At 64.4% G+C, this 16386-nt stretch carries 20 protein-coding genes; 8 read left to right on the top strand and 12 right to left on the bottom strand.

Annotated features, from left to right (window positions below; all coding sequences use genetic code 11):
• Positions 1-75: 75 nt before the first annotated feature.
• Entirely contained in the window at positions 76-903 is an 828-nt protein-coding gene (locus tag CH295_RS09875; protein ID WP_094633501.1) for an SDR family oxidoreductase, read from the bottom strand.
• 167 nt (positions 904-1070) lie between these two features.
• The gene (locus CH295_RS09870; RefSeq protein WP_094633502.1) at positions 1071-1628 is read right to left on the bottom strand and encodes a helix-turn-helix domain-containing protein; all 558 of its coding nucleotides are present in this window, start codon (positions 1626-1628) and stop codon (positions 1071-1073) included.
• Between the two features lie 66 nt (positions 1629-1694).
• Between CH295_RS09870 and CH295_RS09865 the strand changes: the two genes are divergently transcribed.
• The 3 genes from CH295_RS09865 to CH295_RS09855 are packed head-to-tail and all read left to right on the top strand — an operon-like array spanning position 1695 to position 3496.
• Positions 1695-2408, top strand: coding sequence for an AzlC family ABC transporter permease (locus tag CH295_RS09865; protein WP_094740548.1), 714 nt, complete (start codon positions 1695-1697; stop codon positions 2406-2408).
• Entirely contained in the window at positions 2405-2716 is a 312-nt protein-coding gene (locus tag CH295_RS09860) for an AzlD domain-containing protein (RefSeq protein ID WP_037195442.1), read from the top strand. Before CH295_RS09865 ends, CH295_RS09860 begins: the two co-directional genes overlap by 4 nt.
• Positions 2717-2734: 18 nt before the next feature.
• Positions 2735-3496 carry an IclR family transcriptional regulator gene (locus CH295_RS09855; protein ID WP_094740613.1) on the top strand — a complete coding sequence of 254 codons (762 nt, stop codon included), beginning with the start codon at positions 2735-2737 and terminating at the stop codon, positions 3494-3496.
• On the opposite strand, the gene CH295_RS09850 is transcribed toward CH295_RS09855, so the two are convergent.
• The 3 genes from CH295_RS09850 to CH295_RS09840 are packed head-to-tail and all read right to left on the bottom strand — an operon-like array spanning position 3470 to position 8203.
• Positions 3470-4621, bottom strand: a complete 1152-nt coding sequence (locus tag CH295_RS09850; protein WP_094740547.1) for an aromatic ring-hydroxylating oxygenase subunit alpha — start codon at positions 4619-4621, stop codon at positions 3470-3472. The genes CH295_RS09855 and CH295_RS09850 overlap by 27 nt on opposite strands.
• Complete coding sequence (gene solA / locus CH295_RS09845; RefSeq protein ID WP_094740546.1) at positions 4618-5769, bottom strand: N-methyl-L-tryptophan oxidase; 1152 nt, start codon at positions 5767-5769, stop codon at positions 4618-4620. The genes CH295_RS09850 and solA overlap by 4 nt, the downstream gene beginning before the upstream one ends.
• A 1-nt stretch (position 5770) precedes the next feature.
• Positions 5771-8203, bottom strand: a complete 2433-nt coding sequence (locus CH295_RS09840) for a GcvT family protein (protein ID WP_094740545.1) — start codon at positions 8201-8203, stop codon at positions 5771-5773.
• Positions 8204-8380: 177 nt separating this feature from the next.
• On the opposite strand from CH295_RS09840, the gene CH295_RS09835 reads away from it, so the two are divergent.
• The 3 genes from CH295_RS09835 (at position 8381) to CH295_RS09825 (ending at position 11115) form a co-directional block, all read left to right on the top strand.
• A complete protein-coding gene (locus CH295_RS09835; protein WP_197477884.1) occupies positions 8381-8716 on the top strand; it encodes a bifunctional 3-phenylpropionate/cinnamic acid dioxygenase ferredoxin subunit in 336 nt (111 codons plus the stop codon).
• Entirely contained in the window at positions 8713-9858 is a 1146-nt protein-coding gene (locus tag CH295_RS09830; protein WP_170945846.1) for an NAD(P)/FAD-dependent oxidoreductase, read from the top strand. The genes CH295_RS09835 and CH295_RS09830 overlap by 4 nt, the downstream gene beginning before the upstream one ends.
• A 237-nt stretch (positions 9859-10095) precedes the next feature.
• Positions 10096-11115, top strand: a complete 1020-nt coding sequence (locus CH295_RS09825) for a Rieske (2Fe-2S) protein (protein WP_037195433.1) — start codon at positions 10096-10098, stop codon at positions 11113-11115.
• Position 11116: 1 nt separating this feature from the next.
• Here the strand turns inward: CH295_RS09825 and CH295_RS09820 are convergent, their stop codons facing one another.
• The 3 genes from CH295_RS09820 to CH295_RS09810 form a co-directional block, all read right to left on the bottom strand.
• Entirely contained in the window at positions 11117-11584 is a 468-nt protein-coding gene (locus CH295_RS09820) for an SRPBCC family protein (protein ID WP_037195432.1), read from the bottom strand.
• A complete protein-coding gene (locus tag CH295_RS09815) occupies positions 11581-11925 on the bottom strand; it encodes an ArsR/SmtB family transcription factor (protein ID WP_037195431.1) in 345 nt (114 codons plus the stop codon). Before CH295_RS09815 ends, CH295_RS09820 begins: the two co-directional genes overlap by 4 nt.
• 72 nt (positions 11926-11997) lie before the next feature.
• Positions 11998-12492 carry a GNAT family N-acetyltransferase gene (locus CH295_RS09810; RefSeq protein ID WP_252341982.1) on the bottom strand — a complete coding sequence of 165 codons (495 nt, stop codon included), beginning with the start codon at positions 12490-12492 and terminating at the stop codon, positions 11998-12000.
• A 232-nt stretch (positions 12493-12724) separates the two neighbouring features.
• Between CH295_RS09810 and CH295_RS09805 the strand changes: the two genes are divergently transcribed.
• Positions 12725-13162: an Hsp20/alpha crystallin family protein gene (locus tag CH295_RS09805; RefSeq protein WP_094740610.1), complete on the top strand. Its 438-nt coding sequence runs from the start codon at positions 12725-12727 to the stop codon at positions 13160-13162.
• Positions 13163-13201: 39 nt separating this feature from the next.
• On the top strand, positions 13202-13375 hold the full coding sequence (locus CH295_RS27760) for a hypothetical protein (RefSeq protein WP_170945845.1): 174 nt from the start codon (positions 13202-13204) through the stop codon (positions 13373-13375).
• A gap of 51 nt (positions 13376-13426) precedes the next feature.
• Here the strand turns inward: CH295_RS27760 and CH295_RS09800 are convergent, their stop codons facing one another.
• The 4 genes from CH295_RS09800 to CH295_RS09785 are packed head-to-tail and all read right to left on the bottom strand — an operon-like array spanning position 13427 to position 16372.
• On the bottom strand, positions 13427-13882 hold the full coding sequence (locus CH295_RS09800) for a GNAT family N-acetyltransferase (RefSeq protein ID WP_094740609.1): 456 nt from the start codon (positions 13880-13882) through the stop codon (positions 13427-13429).
• A gap of 8 nt (positions 13883-13890) precedes the next feature.
• Positions 13891-15408: an FAD-dependent oxidoreductase gene (locus CH295_RS09795; RefSeq protein ID WP_094740544.1), complete on the bottom strand. Its 1518-nt coding sequence runs from the start codon at positions 15406-15408 to the stop codon at positions 13891-13893.
• Positions 15405-16142, bottom strand: coding sequence for a class I SAM-dependent methyltransferase (locus CH295_RS09790; protein WP_037195427.1), 738 nt, complete (start codon positions 16140-16142; stop codon positions 15405-15407). The genes CH295_RS09795 and CH295_RS09790 overlap by 4 nt, the downstream gene beginning before the upstream one ends.
• On the bottom strand, positions 16139-16372 hold the full coding sequence (locus CH295_RS09785) for an RNA-binding S4 domain-containing protein (protein WP_032397061.1): 234 nt from the start codon (positions 16370-16372) through the stop codon (positions 16139-16141). Before CH295_RS09785 ends, CH295_RS09790 begins: the two co-directional genes overlap by 4 nt.
• Between the last annotated feature and the right edge of the window lie 14 nt (positions 16373-16386).

Genomic DNA, 16386 nt, shown 5'->3' with positions numbered 1-16386 from the left:
TGGTTCACGATCGACCTCGATGCGCGGGAAGTCGCCGATCGGATGCGATCGTGAACCCTCAGGTCGGCTGAACGATCAGCCTCCGTGTGCCTCGACGGCCACGGGCTGCCATTCGCGCCAGTTGGCCAATCGCGACTCGTAGTCCTTCGTCGCGATCTGCAGCGGTGCGTCGCCGAAAAAGACTCGCAGTGGCGGCTTTTCGGCGTCGATGACCTTGAGCAGTGCCGACCGTGTTGCGCTCGGATCACCAGGAGTTGCCTGCCGGGCGCTGCGCAGCTTCGCTGCCTTGTCCCTGACCGGATCGTAGGCGGCGATATCGGTGGACTTCTTCGCAGACGGGCCGGACCAGTCGGTGGAGAACCCACCCGGCTCGATTAGCGTCACGTGGATACCGAAGTCCTCGACCTCCTGCGCCAATGCCTGACTGAAGCCCTCGAGAGCCCACTTGGAGGCGTGGTACGCACCGACATTCGGGAATGCGGAGATTCCGCCGATGGACGACACCTGCAAGATGTGGCCACTCCCCTGCTCACGCATGAACGGTAGCGCCGCCTGCGTGACCCACAGCGCTCCGAAGACGTTGGTCTCGATCTGCGCGCGGGCGTCCTCCTCGGAGATCTCCTCGATCATGCCGAACTGGCCGTATCCGGCGTTATTGATGACGATGTCGAGTGAGCCGAACTTGTCGTAGGCCTGCTGCACGGCCGCGAAGTCGGCCGCGCGATCGTTGACGTCGAGCTCGATCGGCAGGATCGCGTCGCCGTACTGCTCCACGAGATCCTTCAGAGTGTCGGTGTTGCGAGCAGTGCCTGCGACCCGGTCGCCACGTTCGAGGGCTGCGATCGCCCACTCGCGGCCGAACCCCTTGGAGGTGCCGGTGATGAACCACGTTTTGGCTGCCATGAATCTCGTCCCTTCGCTACACGGACAAAAGTAGGGACGACGTCCGCTGCAAACGCCTCTCGGCGAGTGGTCGCTCGAAGCGACAAATGGGGTGAGGCCCGGGGCTTGCCAAGCGAACGCCGTCGAAAGAGTCCAACGAGGTGCCCTCGCTGACTATTCCCCGCACGTCAGCTGTGTTCGGTGATCATCACTGCCATGGTGTTCGGCTCGAGCGCCTCGAAGATGTGCGGCACATCGCCGGGGTAGGCAACGTAGTCACCCGCAGACAGTTCGACGGCCTCACCCATCGGCCCCACCATGGCCCGCCCGGCGCTGAGCACCACATGTTCGACGACTCCGGGCGAGTGCGGGTCCGAGCGCCTCGGTTCACCGACGTCCGCGCTGATCAGATAGATGTCCCGTCGAGCGTTCGGTGGAGACGACGCCAGCAGCGTCGCCGTGTAGTCCGCCCTGTCCGACGCGAATCTCGGCCCCTCCCCCGCACGGATCAGGCGGACCGACTGCTTCGCGGGTTCGACCAGTCTGGAGAACGGCACGTCGAGCGTGACGCTGAGCGCCCAGAGGGTCTCGAGACTCGGATTTCCGGTGCCCGATTCCAGTTGCGACAGAGTCGATTTGGCAATGCCGGCTCGGCGCGCGACTTCCGCCAGAGACAGGCCGACGCGGCGTCGTTCCTGCTGGAGAGCAGCAGCGATCGCCGCGATCGGTGGACCGGTATCCGCCATTCGTTCACTCCATCGGTACATACGTTTGATTTGACGAACAGCGTAACATCGTCCACTATAACGACCATGCGTTCGACATGGCGAACCCTCAGGGTTACGAGTTTCGGCGGGGTCAACATCCGCGACATCGCGTTGGTCTGCCTGGCCGACGCCCTGGTCGGTGCATCGTTCGGTGCCATCTCGGTGGCCGCCGGCCTGCCCCTGTGGCTGCCCGTAGTTATGTCCGTCGTGGTCTTCGCGGGCTCCTCCCAGTTCATCTTCGTCGGGATTCTGGCGGCCGGCGGAAATCCCGTTGCCGCCGTCGCCAGCGCGTTGCTCGCCAACATCCGACTTGTTCCGCTCGGCTTCTCCATCGGTGAGGTGTTCCGCAGCGTCTCACCGTTGAAGCGGCTACTCGGAACTCACCTCATCACCGACGAGGCAGTGGCCTTCAGCGTCGCCGAAAAGGACGAGGGTAACCGTCGAACGGCGTTCTGGCTGTGCGGGATCGGACTGTTCGTCACGTGGAACATCGGCGTCGTGATCGGCACGCTGGGCGGCGGTGCGATCACCGATACCGCCGCACTCGGTCTCGATGCCGCATTCCCGGCGATCCTGCTGGGTCTGATCATGCCTGCACTCCGAGACCGGGCCACCCGCAACGCAGCCCTCGTCGGAGCCTGCATTGCGCTCGTCGCATCGATGTTCCTGCCCAGCGGACTTCCCGTGCTCCTGGCACTGATTGCCGTCGTACCGGTCATGCTCTCCAATGCTCCTGTCACACAGAAGGAATCCGCATGAACCTCACGATTCCCCTACTCGCCTTGGTCATCGGCACCTACGCGCTCCGCATCGCCGGCCCGGCACTTCGAACCCGAGTCACCATCTCACCTCGCATCGACAAGGTGATGACCACTGCCGTCGCCGTCATCTTCGTGGCACTGGTAGCCACATCGAGCCTCCTCGTGGGCAAGGACTTCGCTGGATTCGCGTTGCCCGCAGGAGTCGCTGTTGCCGCTGTACTGGCCTGGCGACGAGCGCCGTTCGTCGTCATCGTTCTCGCCGCAGCTGCCACTACTGCGGGACTTCGATGGGTCGGCGTCAGCTGAGTCTGCAAGACTGGGTTGGTGTCCGAGTCCCCTGTCCAGTCCGTCGACCGCGCGATCGAGGTGCTCGAATACCTTGCCGACCACGGTGAATCCGGCGTACAGGACGTTGCGGCGCACCTCGAGGTGCACAAGTCCACGGCTTTTCGCCTGCTCAGCGCACTGGAATTTCGCAGACTCGTCGAGCAACCCGGTGAGCGCGGCAAGTATCGCCTCGGCATCGGCCTGATCCGCCTCGCGACGTCCGTATCCGCTCAACTCGACATCACCCGCATCGCCCGACCGATCCTGCAGGAACTCGCCGACACCATCGGCGAGACCGTCAACATCGCTGTGCCCGACGGCAACGTGACCGTCAACATCGATCAGGTCCGCGGCGGCTCGTCGATCATCAGCCACAACTGGCTCGGTGAGAGGTCGGCCCTGCATGCAACGTCGAGCGGGAAAGCCCTGATGGCGTACGACGACTCGCTCCTGAAGGCCGGCGTCGACGGTCATCTCGAACTGTTCACCGCGAACACCATCACCACCAAGGCCGATCTGCTCGATGAGATCGAGACGGTCCGTGCCACCGGAATCGCCTACGCGCGCGAGGAGTTGGAGATCGGACTCAACGCGACGGCGGCAACGATCCTGAGCTACGACGGTTCCGCGGTGGGTGCGATCACCGTCTCGGGTCCCGCCTATCGACTGGACGAGGACCGCCTGACGTCGGCGGGGGTATCCGTTCTCGATGCTGCGCAGCGCGTTTCGACGCTATTGGGCTGGTCCGGTCACGCGTGATCCGACCCAGTCCTGGAATGCCCTGATGTGATGCTCGGCGGGCACCAGCACGCCGCCGTCGCGATACATCCGTGACGACATCGCCGGCTGACACCGCTCGCACGCCTCGAAATCCTGCTCGTTGACGCGATGGAACAGCTCCACCGACTTGTCCATCGTCGCCGCACTGTGCGGATCTGCCACCACCGCAGGGGCATAGAGCCAATCGCATTCGACGACCGTCCGATCCGCGGACATCGGGAACATCCGATGGATGATGACGTGATCGGGAACCAGGTTGACGAACACCGTCGGCCTGATCGTGATCGCGTAGTAGCGGCGATCGCGATCCTCGCCCACCCCGTCCAGGGCGTCGAATCCGTGGGAGCCGTCGACGGTGAATCCGGCTATGTCGCTGCCGAATTCGGCCCCGTGGCCCACGTACGTCTGCGCGGCCATACCGTCGGCGAACTCCGGCAGCACCTCGGTGAGCTCGGGGTGAATCGTCGCGCAGTGATAGCACTCCATGAAGTTCTCGACGATGAGCTTCCAGTTGGCCTTGACGTCGTAGACGATGCGACGCCCGAGGGCGAGTGACTCCATGTCGTACGAATCGATGGCACCCACACCCCCGAGCCGTTCGCGAACGTCGCCCTGCACCGTCTCCTCGAAGGACGGAGCCTCCTCGGCCACGCACACCCAGACATACCCGAGCCATTCGTGGACGTGCACCTTACGGAGCCCGTACTCCACCCGATCGATCATCGGCATATCGATCAGGTTCGGAGCTGCGATCAGCTTGCCGTCGAGATCGTACGTCCATGCGTGATAGGGACATTGAAAGTTTCGACGCACCGTGCCCGACGCCTCGGTGCACAGTGTCGCGCCGCGGTGTCGACAGATGTTGAAGAACGCGGTCACACCGCCCTTCCGATTGCGGCTGATCAGAATCGACTCTCGACCGACCTGAACCGTGCGGAATTTTCCGGGTTCTCCGATGTCGTCCGATCTGATGGCACAGAACCACATCTGCTCGAAGATCTGCTCCTGCTCGCGGACGAAATATGCCGGATCGACGTAGGTGTCACCTCCCAACGTGGGAAGCAAGGTCGGCTCGGGATCCAACTCCGGCTCCAGCATCGTCATGCCGACACCACCTGGTCGGCAATCGATCGGGCGGGATCGAACAGCGCGATCGGATGCTTCGTCTCGCCGTCGATTGCGAGGTCCGCGAGGACTTCTCCGATCACCGGAACGAACTTGAAGCCATGCCCCGAGAACCCGCACGCCACCGTCACATTCGCGTGGTCCGGGTGCTTGGCGACAACGAAGTGCTCGTCGGGTGTCGTGGTGTACATGCACGTCCTGGCGTCCAGGTGTGGCCCGGACAGCGCCGGAAACGTGGTGACGATGCGCTGCTGCAGCCGAGCGATCTCCTCGGGATGCACTGTGCGATCGATGGTGTCGGGATCGCATGGCGTTCCGGCGCGGAAGAACGAGATCTTCACGCCGCCGCCCTCCCCGTCGATGGCCGGAAAGCCGTAGATCTGATCCGGCCCATCCCCGCAGATGTAGACGGGGTGGTGCGAGCTGTCGAAGGCCGCTTCACCCGACTCCGGGGTGATCCAGTGCATCACCTGCCGTTCGACCACCATCGGTACGCCGATCTCGGCCAACAGCTTCGGCGCCCACGCTCCCGGTGAAATGACCAGTGCACCAGCGGTGTACGTGCCGGCCACTGTCGTCACGGTCACCGAGGAGTCGGTGGATTCCCAACCGAGCACCTTCTCGTCGTAGCGCAGTTCGGCACCCGCAGCCTCGGCGAGATCGAGATGCGCGGCGACCGTCGTCTCGGGTCGCGCGATGCCCGCCTTCTCCTCGAAGAGGGCGAACTCGTCGGGCTGCAGCCGTACCGTCGGGAAGCGCCGCTGCGCTTCGGCAGGGTCGAGTACGTCGTGCTTCAGGCCCCACCTCTCCGATGCCAACAGACTTCCACCGAACGTGAGCCCGTCCGGCCGTCCCACGTAGAGGCCACCGGTTTCGGTGAACACGTCCCGTCCACTGTCCGAGGCGAGGTCGTGCCACAGTTCGTACGCGCGCAGGAGCAACGGTACGTAGGCCGGGTCCTCGAAGTACGACTGCCGGTAGATGCGGGAGCCACCGTGACTCGATCCCAGCGCATGCGCGGGTCCGAACTGGTCGATACCCAGCACCCGCTGTCCGCGTCGGGCGAGGTGACAGGCGGCGGCACTGCCCATTCCGCCGATACCGAGGACGATCACGTCATACGTCATATCAACACCTGATCTTGTTCATGTCGGGATCCACCAGCGGTTCGGCCATGACCGTCGCAGGTAGTAGGTCACGGAAGTACTGCACTGCAACGTGTTCGCCGGGTTTCAGCCCTGCCGGTAGCCAGGCGTAGGCCACCGTCTTGCCGATCGTGTAGCCGTAGGCGGCACTGGTGACGTAGCCAGCCACGGTGCCGTCGATCAAGACCGGTTCCTTGCCCATCACCACGTGCGACGGGTCGTCCAACGTCAGGCAGGTCAACACCGGGCCGCCGCGTTCTTCCTGCAGCGCCGAGGCTCCGATGAAGTCGCCCTTGGCCTTTCGTACCGCAAACCCGAGCCCCGCCTGATACGGATCGTGTTCGGTCGTCATGTCGGTGCCCCACGACCGGTAGCCCTTCTCGAGCCGGAGGCTGTTGAACGCACTCCGTCCTGCGGCCACGACGCCGTGCGCCTGCCCGGCCTCCCACAGCGTGTCCCACAGGCGCAGTGCGGTATCGGCGTCGGTGTACAGCTCCCAGCCGAGCTCGCCCACATACGACAGTCGCAGCGCCAAGACGTCGACCCCGCCGACGTGAATGGTCCTGCCGTTGAAGTACTTGAGACCGGTATGCGAGATGTCTGCCGAGGTGAGCGGAGCCAGTACCTCCCGCGCCAACGGTCCCCACAGACCGATACAGGCGGTAGCACCGGTGATGTCGCGAACGTACACATCACTGCCGGCATGGCGCTGCATCCAGTCTTCGTCGAGCGGACCGTTCACTCCCACCTGGAATCGTTCCTCGGCCACCCGCGCGACGGTCACGTCGCTGCGAACACCGCCGGTCTCGTCGAGCATCAGTGCGTAGGTGACGCTGCCGACCTTCTTGTCGAGCTGGTTGGTCGTCAACCTCTGTAGCAGCGCGAGTGCACCGGGTCCGCCGACCTCGAGGCGTCGTAGCAGGGTCATGTCGTACATCGCGACGGCCTCGCGAGTGCGCCAGGCCTCGACGGCGCTGATCGGTGACCAGAACTTCGCCGACCACGGCTCCCGTTTGGGTGCCTGCCACTGCTCCGGAAGTTGTTCGAGCAGAACATTGTTGGCTTCGTACCAGTGCGGTCTCTCCCACCCGGCACCGTCGAGGAACATCGCGCCGAGCTCCTGCTGACGACCGTAGAACGGGCTGACGCGGAGCGGTCGCGGTTCCACCTTGGGCTGCAGTGGATGGATGATGTCGTACACCTCGACGAAGTTCTGCGCACTGGTGCGTGCCACGTTCGACGGCACCAGGTCGGTCTTCTCGAATCGGTAGAGGTCGCACTCGTGCATGTCGATCTCGCTGTGACCGGTGATCATCTGCTCGGCAAGCGATTTCGCTACACCGGCAGAATGCGTCACCCAGATCGCCTCGGAAACCCACAGCCCCTGCACTTCTCGTGATTCACCGACGATCGGCGCACCGTCCGGGGTGAAAGAGAAGATGCCGTTGAACGCGTGCTGAATCTTCGCTTCTCCGAGAGAGGGAAGGAGCTCGGTGCTGCGTTGCCAGGCGTCGGCGAAATCGGCCTCGGTGAACGGCATCGACGACGGCATGTTCTGTGCGGTCACGTTCTCACTGGAACCCAGGTCGCGGGAATCGACGGGCATGGGACGGTGATGATACGAGCCGATTCCCAGGTGGTCGCCGTGTTCGCGGTAGTAGAGCCGCTCATCCTGATGACGCAGAATGGGCAGAATCGCTTCGGTACGCGCTCGACGCGACGGCAGGTCCAACTCGGTCGTATGCGCGTACTGATGCGCCAGCGGCTGCAGGGGTACCCGCATGCCGAGGAGGTCGCCCAGCTCCGGCCCCCAGAATCCGGCGCAGCAGACGACGATGTCCGCCTCGAACGTGTGCTCGCCCGCCCGCACGGCCGTCACTCGGCCGCTGCTCTGGTCGATCGACGTGACGTCCATGCCGCCGATGAAGCGCGCACCGCGGGCGGTGGCTTGCTCGGCCTGCGTCGCGCTGGCCTTCACGGCCTTGGCCAGCCCGTCGTCGGGGGTGTGCAGGCCGGCGAGTATGCGGCCGCGATCGAGCAGGGGGTAGAGCTCGAGGCACCGTTCGGCGTCCACCACCTCCGACTGCAGTCCCCAGGACGTGGCGAAGCCGTGGCGTCGATGCAGCTCGTCGACGCGCTCGGGCGTCGTCGCCACCTCGAGGCCACCGACGTCGAGAAAGCAGTCGAGGCTCTTGAACTTGGAGGCCGTGTAGGCCGCGAAGCGCGACATCGATCGGGAGGAATTGGTGGCGAACACCAGGCCCGGCGCATGCGAGGTGGAGCCTCCGGTGAGCGGGAGTGGGCCCTTGTCCAGGACGGTCACGTCCGTCCAGCCACGTGCGGTGAGTTCGTCGGCGAGGCTGCAGCCGACGATTCCGGCACCGACGATCACAACCCTCGGGATGCTCGAGGACATGACACGCTCCTAGGGGGTGTACGTCGAGTTGATTTAGTTGCACAATACGAACTGCACTTCGTATAGCGCAACAGATTCACACGATCGAAACTCGAGCGTTCCACCGCCGCAACGGGGTGATCTCACGCTGGGTACAACACGAGCACTGCACACCCTCAGGTCCCCGGAGGCCCGACCATGACCGCAACGTTCTCCACCCGCGTCCTGCTCGACGTCGGTCGCGCCGAGGATCTCCCCGACGGCGAGGCCCTACGCGTCACCCCGGCCGGAGCACCGCCGATCGCGATCTTCAACGTCGAAGGTGAGTTCTTCGCCATCGACGACACCTGCACCCACCAGGACGCCTCACTGTCCGAGGGCTGGGTCGAAGGCTGCGCCGTCGAATGCCCGCTCCACACAGCATGTTTCGATCTCCGCACCGGTGCTGCACTCGGCGCGCCCGCCAAGGTTCCGGTGCGAACGCACGCCGTACACGTCGAGGACGGGGTCATCCGCATCGCGGTCACCCCGTGAAATCGGTGACCGTGGTCGGGGCCTCGCTCGCAGGAGTGGCCGCGGCGCGGGCACTGCGCGATCAGGGCTTCGACGGCCGAATCACGATGATCGGCGACGAAGTGCACCTGCCGTACGACCGGCCGCCGCTGTCCAAGAGCTTTCTGCTCGGCGACGAATCCGCACTGCCCCTCGACATCGACGGCCTCGACGTCGAATGGCGTCTGGGTTACGCGGCGACGAGCCTGTCGGGAACCACGGTCTCGACCGCCTCCGGGGATATCGGTGCCGATGCGGTGGTGATCGCAACGGGTGCATCTGCCATCCGCCTGCCGGGGACCATCGGCGTCGACGGGATTCATGTGCTCCGCAGCCTGGACGATGCCCGTGCGCTGCGGTCTTCGCTGTCGTCGGGAGTACGGGTCACGGTGGTCGGAGCCGGGTTCATCGGCAGCGAAGTAGCCTCCACTGCAGTGGGACTGGGCGCGTCGGTGACAGTTGTCGAGGCCTCGAAGACTCCGCTTGCCCGCGTGTTCGGTAGTGAGCTGGGCTCACTGATCGCCGGGTGGCATCGAAACGCCGGTGCGGCACTACTGACCGGAGTATCGGTGGCAGGATTCGTCGTCGAGGCGGGCCGGGTGCGTGCGGTGGAATTGGCGGACGGTTCCATGATCGAGTCCGACGTGGTCGTCCTCGGCGTCGGATCGATGCCGAACGTCGGCTGGCTCGACGGATCCGGCTTGGAAATCCACGGCGGAGTGGTGACCGATCAGCGCGGTATCACCGCGAACCCGGCCGTCGTCGCCGTCGGTGACTGCGCTGCGGTGCGAGATGCCACCGGGGTGATTCGACGCGACGAACACTGGACCTCCGCCGCCACCCGACCTGCCGTCGCCGTCGAAGCGCTCCTCACCGGTGGGTCCAAGAGATTCACCGGACTGCCGTACGTGTGGTCGGACCAATACGCCGCACGAATCCAATTCGCCGGACATCACGGACCCGACTGCGTAGCCGACATAGTCGAGGGCGACCCCGCCACCGGACCCTTCGTCGCGATCTACCGACGCGATGATCACCCCGTCGCCGTGCTCGCGGTCTCCTCGCCGCGATCATTCGGCAAATGGCGCCGCCAGGTGGTCGATACCGCGAACCTGGTGACCTGAGCGTCCACAATTTCCCTCCGACGACGGCATCGCGCCTCTCGAACGACATTGTGGACACTGACAACAGTTGGTCGATCCACTCTCGAACCGACTCCCCCGCCGCCGCTCACCCGCTCCCCAAGTCCACTCGATGTGACATTGACCCCCGAAAAGGCCACCGAATGTCACATTGAGTACCCACCAACGGGAACAATGGTGACGGAACACGGGAATCGATTGTCGACTTTGGGAGCAGCAATGACCGCGCTGGATGCAGTACGACGACGTTGGCCGAAGACGATGCCGTTGCAGCCGCTGCCGTCGGAGTCGTGGGCCAAGCAGGAGCCCACCTGGAAGGGTGCGAATCCGCAGGTCATCGAGTCTGCTTTGAAGCGTGCGAAGACGCGGACCTCCGGCAACTGGTTCGTGTTCGCTGCCAGTCGCGACGTCAAGGCCGACAAGCCGTTCGGCCGTTATGTGGGCACCACGGAATTGGTGGCTTGGCGTGACTCTGCAGGCAAGGTCCACATCGGTCCTGGTGCGTGCCCGCATCTCGGTGCAGCGTTGGACACCGCGAAGATCGAGTGCGACACGCTGGTCTGCCGCTGGCACGGTCTCGCGCTCGGGCCGAAGGGCAAGCCCGGTTGGCGTCCGGTTCCCGCATTCGACGACGGGGTCCTGGTGTGGGTTCGGCTCGACGAGCTCGGCGGTGAGGAGCCGACGCCCGTCCCCGTGGTCCCGATCCGACCGCCTGCCTCGACCGCCATCGCCGGTGTGGTCACTCTCGTCGGCAAGTGCGAGCCCGACGACATCATCGCCAATCGACTCGACCCGTGGCACGGGGCGTGGTTCCACCCGTACTCGTTCGCTCGGCTGAAGGTGGTCAGCGCGCCGACCGAGATCGATGTACCCGAGGAAGACGATCGCTTTCTGGTCGACGTGACCTTCCGCGTCAGTCGCGGCATCGGAGTTCCGGTGCGGGCCGAGTTCGTCTGCCCCGGTCCCCGCACCATCGTCATGCGCATCCTCGACGGCGAAGGAGCGGGAAGCGTCGTCGAAACGCATGCGACGCCTCTGGCCCCCGCAGCCGACGGCACGCCCCGCACCGCCGTCATCGAGGCCACAATCGCGAGTTCGGATCGTCCGGGGTTCCAGATGGCGCGCAAGGCATCCGGTCTCCTGCGGCCGGCGATGAACTTCACCGCTGCACGGTTGTGGAAGGACGATCTCGACTACGCCGAGCGACGCTACGAGTTGCGTTCGCAGGGCCGGGCCTGATCTAGCCTTCGACGAACTCGGCGAGTTGTGCGATGACGGTGCCCCAGCCGTCGTGGAAACCGTACTCCTCGTGCATCTTTCGGTCTTCTTCGTTGCGGTGCATCACGTGGGCGTGGTACTCGGTTCCGTCGGGGTGGTCGGAGAGGGTGATCACAGCGGTCATGAACAGCTGCGGCGCCGGCCGCCACCCTTCGACGAGCGAGTTGGTGAACACGATGCGCTCACCGTCGTCGACGGCCAGGAAGCAGCCGTCGATATGGGGCTCGTAGGGACCGCCGGATTCGCTCATCGAGGTCCGGAATGCGCCACCGGGCTTCGGATCCCAACCGTCGACGCGACACAGCGCAGGCGCGGGAATCCACCATTTCTCGAACTTCGACGGGTCGGTCCACGCACTCCAGACTGCTGCGCGTGGAGCCTTGATGACTCGGGAGATGGTCAGATCCAGAGCCGGATCGATCGATGTCATTGCGGTTCACTTTCATTCGAGGTATGGGTGACGAAGTCTTCGAGGCGATCCGTCCGGGATTCCCAGACGGCCCGTTGTTCCTGCAGCCAGTGACCGGCAGCATCCAGGTTGGATCGCTCGATCGTGCACGCACGTACCCGGCCGACCTTGCGCGTACGGATCCAGCCACTGCGCTCGAGCAGATGAATGTGTTTCATGAACGACGGCAGAGTCATGTCGAACGGTTCGGCAAGCTCGCCCACGGTGGCCGGTCCGGATCCCAACCGGCTCAACACAGCCCGCCGGGTCGGGTCGGCCAGTGCCTGAAACACATCGTCGAGAACAGTCGAATACTGAGCCATAAGGCACAGTATCGCTCCAGTCATACTGAGCGCAAGAGCTGAGTATGGGAAGACGATGCAGCTCCGACCACACTAGGAGCCTTCGGCGAGATCCTTGAAGTACCGAGCAACGGGCCATCTCCGAAAGCCGCTCGCCTCGTACGCTGCTCGCGCCGGGGCGTGACCGGGATCATCACCGGTCTCGACCATGATCATCCGCAGTCCGGCTGCCTTCACCCTCTCGAACGATCCATTCATGAGCGCCCGTCCGATACCGTCTCGTTGCCGAGCTGGATCGACGACGAGAACATACACCTCACCCATGTCATCCTCGGGGTGCAGTCGGGTGCAGACCCAGCCGATCGGACTGTCACCGTCCAGAGCAACGTCCACGTTCTCGGGTTCGCCGTCGAGCACGAGGGCCAGGTCGTCGTACTGCCGCGCCTGCCACCCCGAGGGATAGAAGCAGTCGTACACGAAGGACGGAACCGCCGAGTGCACCATCGGGAACACCGGTTCCCATGCGCGGAGCGACAACGCGAGCAGATCTGCACGGTACTGCGAGATGTAGGGCGCGATGGTCACCACCGGACCGAGTCTAGGTCGCGACGCGTGAACTCGGACATCGAATGTGCGACGGGAGGCGACTCGGTACGCCCGACCCCTACTGCGCCGCAGCACTATTGGACCTGAAAAAATTCTGAGAACCTTCTTGAAACCTCTTGGCACTCTCGGGGTCGGAGTGCTAATTTCTGTTCTGCACAGTTGAGGAGCGACTCACCACAGGGGTGAGCGCATCTGGGTACAGGAGGTGGTTGCTGTGCTTCGTTTCGATCCGTTCCGTGATGTCGATTCCCTCACGTCGGCAATGCTGGGTGCCTCTTCCGGTTCGGACCGCGCCCCGCGATTCATGCCGATGGACCTCTACAAAGTCGACGACCACTACGTGCTCAGTGCCGATCTACCCGGCATCGACCCCGGATCCATCGATGTCGACGTCGACAGCGGTACGTTGACGCTCACCGCTCATCGATCCGCCCCGGAAAGCACTGGTGTGCAGTGGATTACCTCGGAGCGATTCGCCGGCACGTTCCGTCGCCAGGTCTCTCTCGGTGACGGCGTCGATACCGAGCGCATCTCCGCGGCGTACGACAACGGCGTTCTGTCCATCACCATTCCCCTGGCCGAACGCGCGAAACCGCGCAAGATCGACATCACACACGCCGAGCAGAAGTCCATCGAACACGAGACGGCCTGAATCGAACCGACCACGACACGGCAGTGGGGGTGATGCGCAATGCAATCCGAGGCGGTGGTGTGGACGGAATCGACCGACCGTGAGCGCTGGTGGCGCACGGTGGTGGGCGTCGAGACGAGCATGAGGGAATGCTCGACGGCAGATGTGCTCGATCAGTGTCGAGCCGAGCCTCTCGACGACGATCTCTACCCGCACACACAGCACGCAGCCTGACGAGAAGGGCCGGCACCGAACACTTGGTGCCGGCCCTTTTCATCGGAAGATCTACAGGGACAACGAAAAGAACGCACTCGATGGATCGACCACGTAGTCCGCGAACGGCGGGCACTCGTCGAATCCGTGTCGCACATACAACCTGCGGGCGGCGGCGAAGTAGTCCTGAGTTCCCGTTTCGAGGCTCACCCGCCCGTACCCGCGTCGACGCGCGTCGTCGAGAACATGAACGAGCAGACTCGACGCCACACCGCGGCCCCGCGCCGCCCCCGTGGTCCGCATCGACTTCAGCTCACCATGATCGGGTGAAAGCTCCTTCAAGGCAACGATTCCCAGCAGTGCGTCCGCCTCCCAGGCAGTCCACACGGTGACGTCCGATCCGCGCAAGCCCGACAGATCGAGGGCGTGCACACTCTCGGCAGGCGAGGTGGCGTGCATGTCCGCGAGATGCTCGGTGAGCAGCGCATGCACGTGCGGACGCGACAGATCGTCGACCTCGATCCGCATGCCCGAACTCACCTGTTCATGAGCCTCTCGATGGCGTCGAACATCTTGAATCGTCCACTCGTCGGAACTGTTTCGATGTCGTGACCGGTGATGCCCCAGCTCGCCAACAGTGTGTTCGCCGCCTGCAGCCCGGTGGTGGCTGCACGTTCCATCAGCGCGACCGGCAGATCGATACGGATGCCGTCGCCCGCCAGTACCAATGCGGGTTCGGGAGTACGGACGGTCGGCCGCTCGGCGAACGCACCGAGGCCGAACATCGGGCAGTCGTCGCGCCACTCGGATCGCTCGGCAATCACCTCTGCAGCAGCGGTTTCCGGATAGATCTCGTGCATCCGATCCATCAGCTGCTGTCGGGTGACCTCCTCGGATTCCTCGGCGGCGTAGGCGTGCAGTTCGACGACGGAGCCACCGGTGCGGGCAGCCCACTGCGCGGCCTCGTCCTCGAATCGTTCGAGCACGCTGATGTTGTCGATCGGGGGCATGCCTCCGGTGCCGATGAAGGCGGGGCGGTCGGCGTTGACGGCCTTGCTCAACCAGACTCGGTGAACCAGGAACGGCGGTGTGTTCTGCAGCGCCGCAACCTGTTTGCGCCAATCGGGCGTACCCAGCTCGGGTGACTGCTCGAGCACTCGCTGCAATCCGGCGATGTCGGTGGCGAGCACCACCGCGTCGGCGTCGATGATGCCGCCTGCGTCGACGCGGAACTTTCGCAACCCACCGCGGCTGATCTCGCCGCACGGAGTGGACGTTCTGATGTCGACTCCGAGCCCGGTGAGGTACTCCCCCAGCGGGTCCCACAGAGCCTGCGGATACGGGTCGCGTGGAACGTCGAAGATCAGGCCCTCGGAGGAGCCGAGGAAGTAGATGTGGAACATCATGGCCAGCTCGGCGGCAGACATCTTCTCGGGATCGGCGAAGAAGCTTCGGGAGAACACGCCGAACGCCAGATGCCGTGCTGCCTCGGGAAAATTGATGTTGCGCAGAAACTCTGCGGCCGGAGTCGTGTCCAGTTCGTCGAACGTCTTCGGCACACTCACTGTCATCAACGGCAGTGCCGCGATGCCGTTGAGGTCGGTGAGGTCCTTCCACCGGAACGTCGGGCTGCGCTTGACGAACGCGAATGCATTGAGTGGCGGCGTATCGGGTAGGCCTTTGAATCCGTCGATCCGGCCGTCGCCATCGATCAGCGGGTAATCATCGACTGGGCGCAATCGCGCCAACTCGGGGTCCGTGCGACGCAACAGGTTTCGGAGGTTGTAGTACTGCCGAAAGAACGCGTGGAAGCCGCGGCTCATGGTGGCGGGCGAGCCGTCCTCGAGCGTCGTGTCCCAGCCGCCGACGCGGCCACCGAGGTAGCTTTCGCGTTCGACCACGTGCACCTTCACGCCGCGCTCGGCCAGTGCGGTCGCGGCACTCAGGCCCGCGATTCCCCCGCCGACCACCACCACGTGCGGGACGTCCGCCAGCTGACCGGCATCGGAATACCCCTGCGCCGCAGCATGGGTGACCTTCTTGGAGTCGGTCAACGCTCTTCCTCCGTGGGACGAGAGCCGAGGAACGTGTGCACCACACCGTTCTGCCAACCGGTCATGGTCTCTCTGGCTACGCCGGTGTAGCCGGCTCGCTGCATCCGACGCATGAAGGCCGAGGCACCGTCGAAGGTCACGACACTGCGCCACAGGTGCCGGTACAGGGTGGCGTCGCGCGTCGCCAGCCAGCCCAGCGGAATGATGATGCCCCAGCTCACCACGTTCCAGGAGATCCTGGCCCGTAGCGAATCGTGCACCGAGTACTCGTGGAACGCGATGGTCGAGCCCGGACGCAGCAGTGACAGAAGCGATTTGAGCTCCGTGTCGGGGGCGTCCACATTCCGGATGAGGTAGGCGGCGAGAATCGCGTCGAATGGACCGTCCACCCCGTTGATCGCCAGATCTTCGACGCGTGAGTGCACGAACGTCACGTTCGACGGCCAGTCCTTGCTCCGTGCGACCTCGAGCATCTCGGCGGACGCGTCGGCGGCGACGATCTCGGCATGCGGCGCGGCTTCGAGCAGCGCTGCAGTGGATGCGCCGGTGCCGCAACCGATGTCGAGCAGACGCAGACCGGAACCGAGGTTCGGGATCCGTAGGCGCTTGGCCGACTTGAGCAGGTGTTCGTGGTAACCGGGGTTCGCTCCGACGAGTCGGTCGTACGCCTTGGCACCGACATCGAATGCTCCGGGAACTTCGTTGCGCGGCAGTCCGCCCTTACCGACCTTCACAGTGCCTCTTCCTTGCTCACGCGGGCCGAGGGCCCACCCTGGACCGATACGACATCACCGTGCTGCAACTGCCGTCCGCGCCGCACATCGACGTCTCCGTTGACGCTCACCAGTCCGTCGGCGATGACGCCCTTCGCCTCGGCACCGGATTCGATGAGGTTGGCGAGCTTGAGGAACTGACCCAGTCTGATCGATTCGTCGCGGATGGGGACATCGTGTGCGTCGGACATGTCTCCATCCTGTA

The sequence above is a fragment of the Rhodococcus sp. 14-2483-1-2 genome (assembly GCF_002259405.1).
GTDB lineage: Bacteria > Actinomycetota > Actinomycetes > Mycobacteriales > Mycobacteriaceae > Rhodococcoides.
Note: the sequence above shows the minus strand (reverse complement) of the source record. Positions and strands in the feature narration are given on the sequence as shown.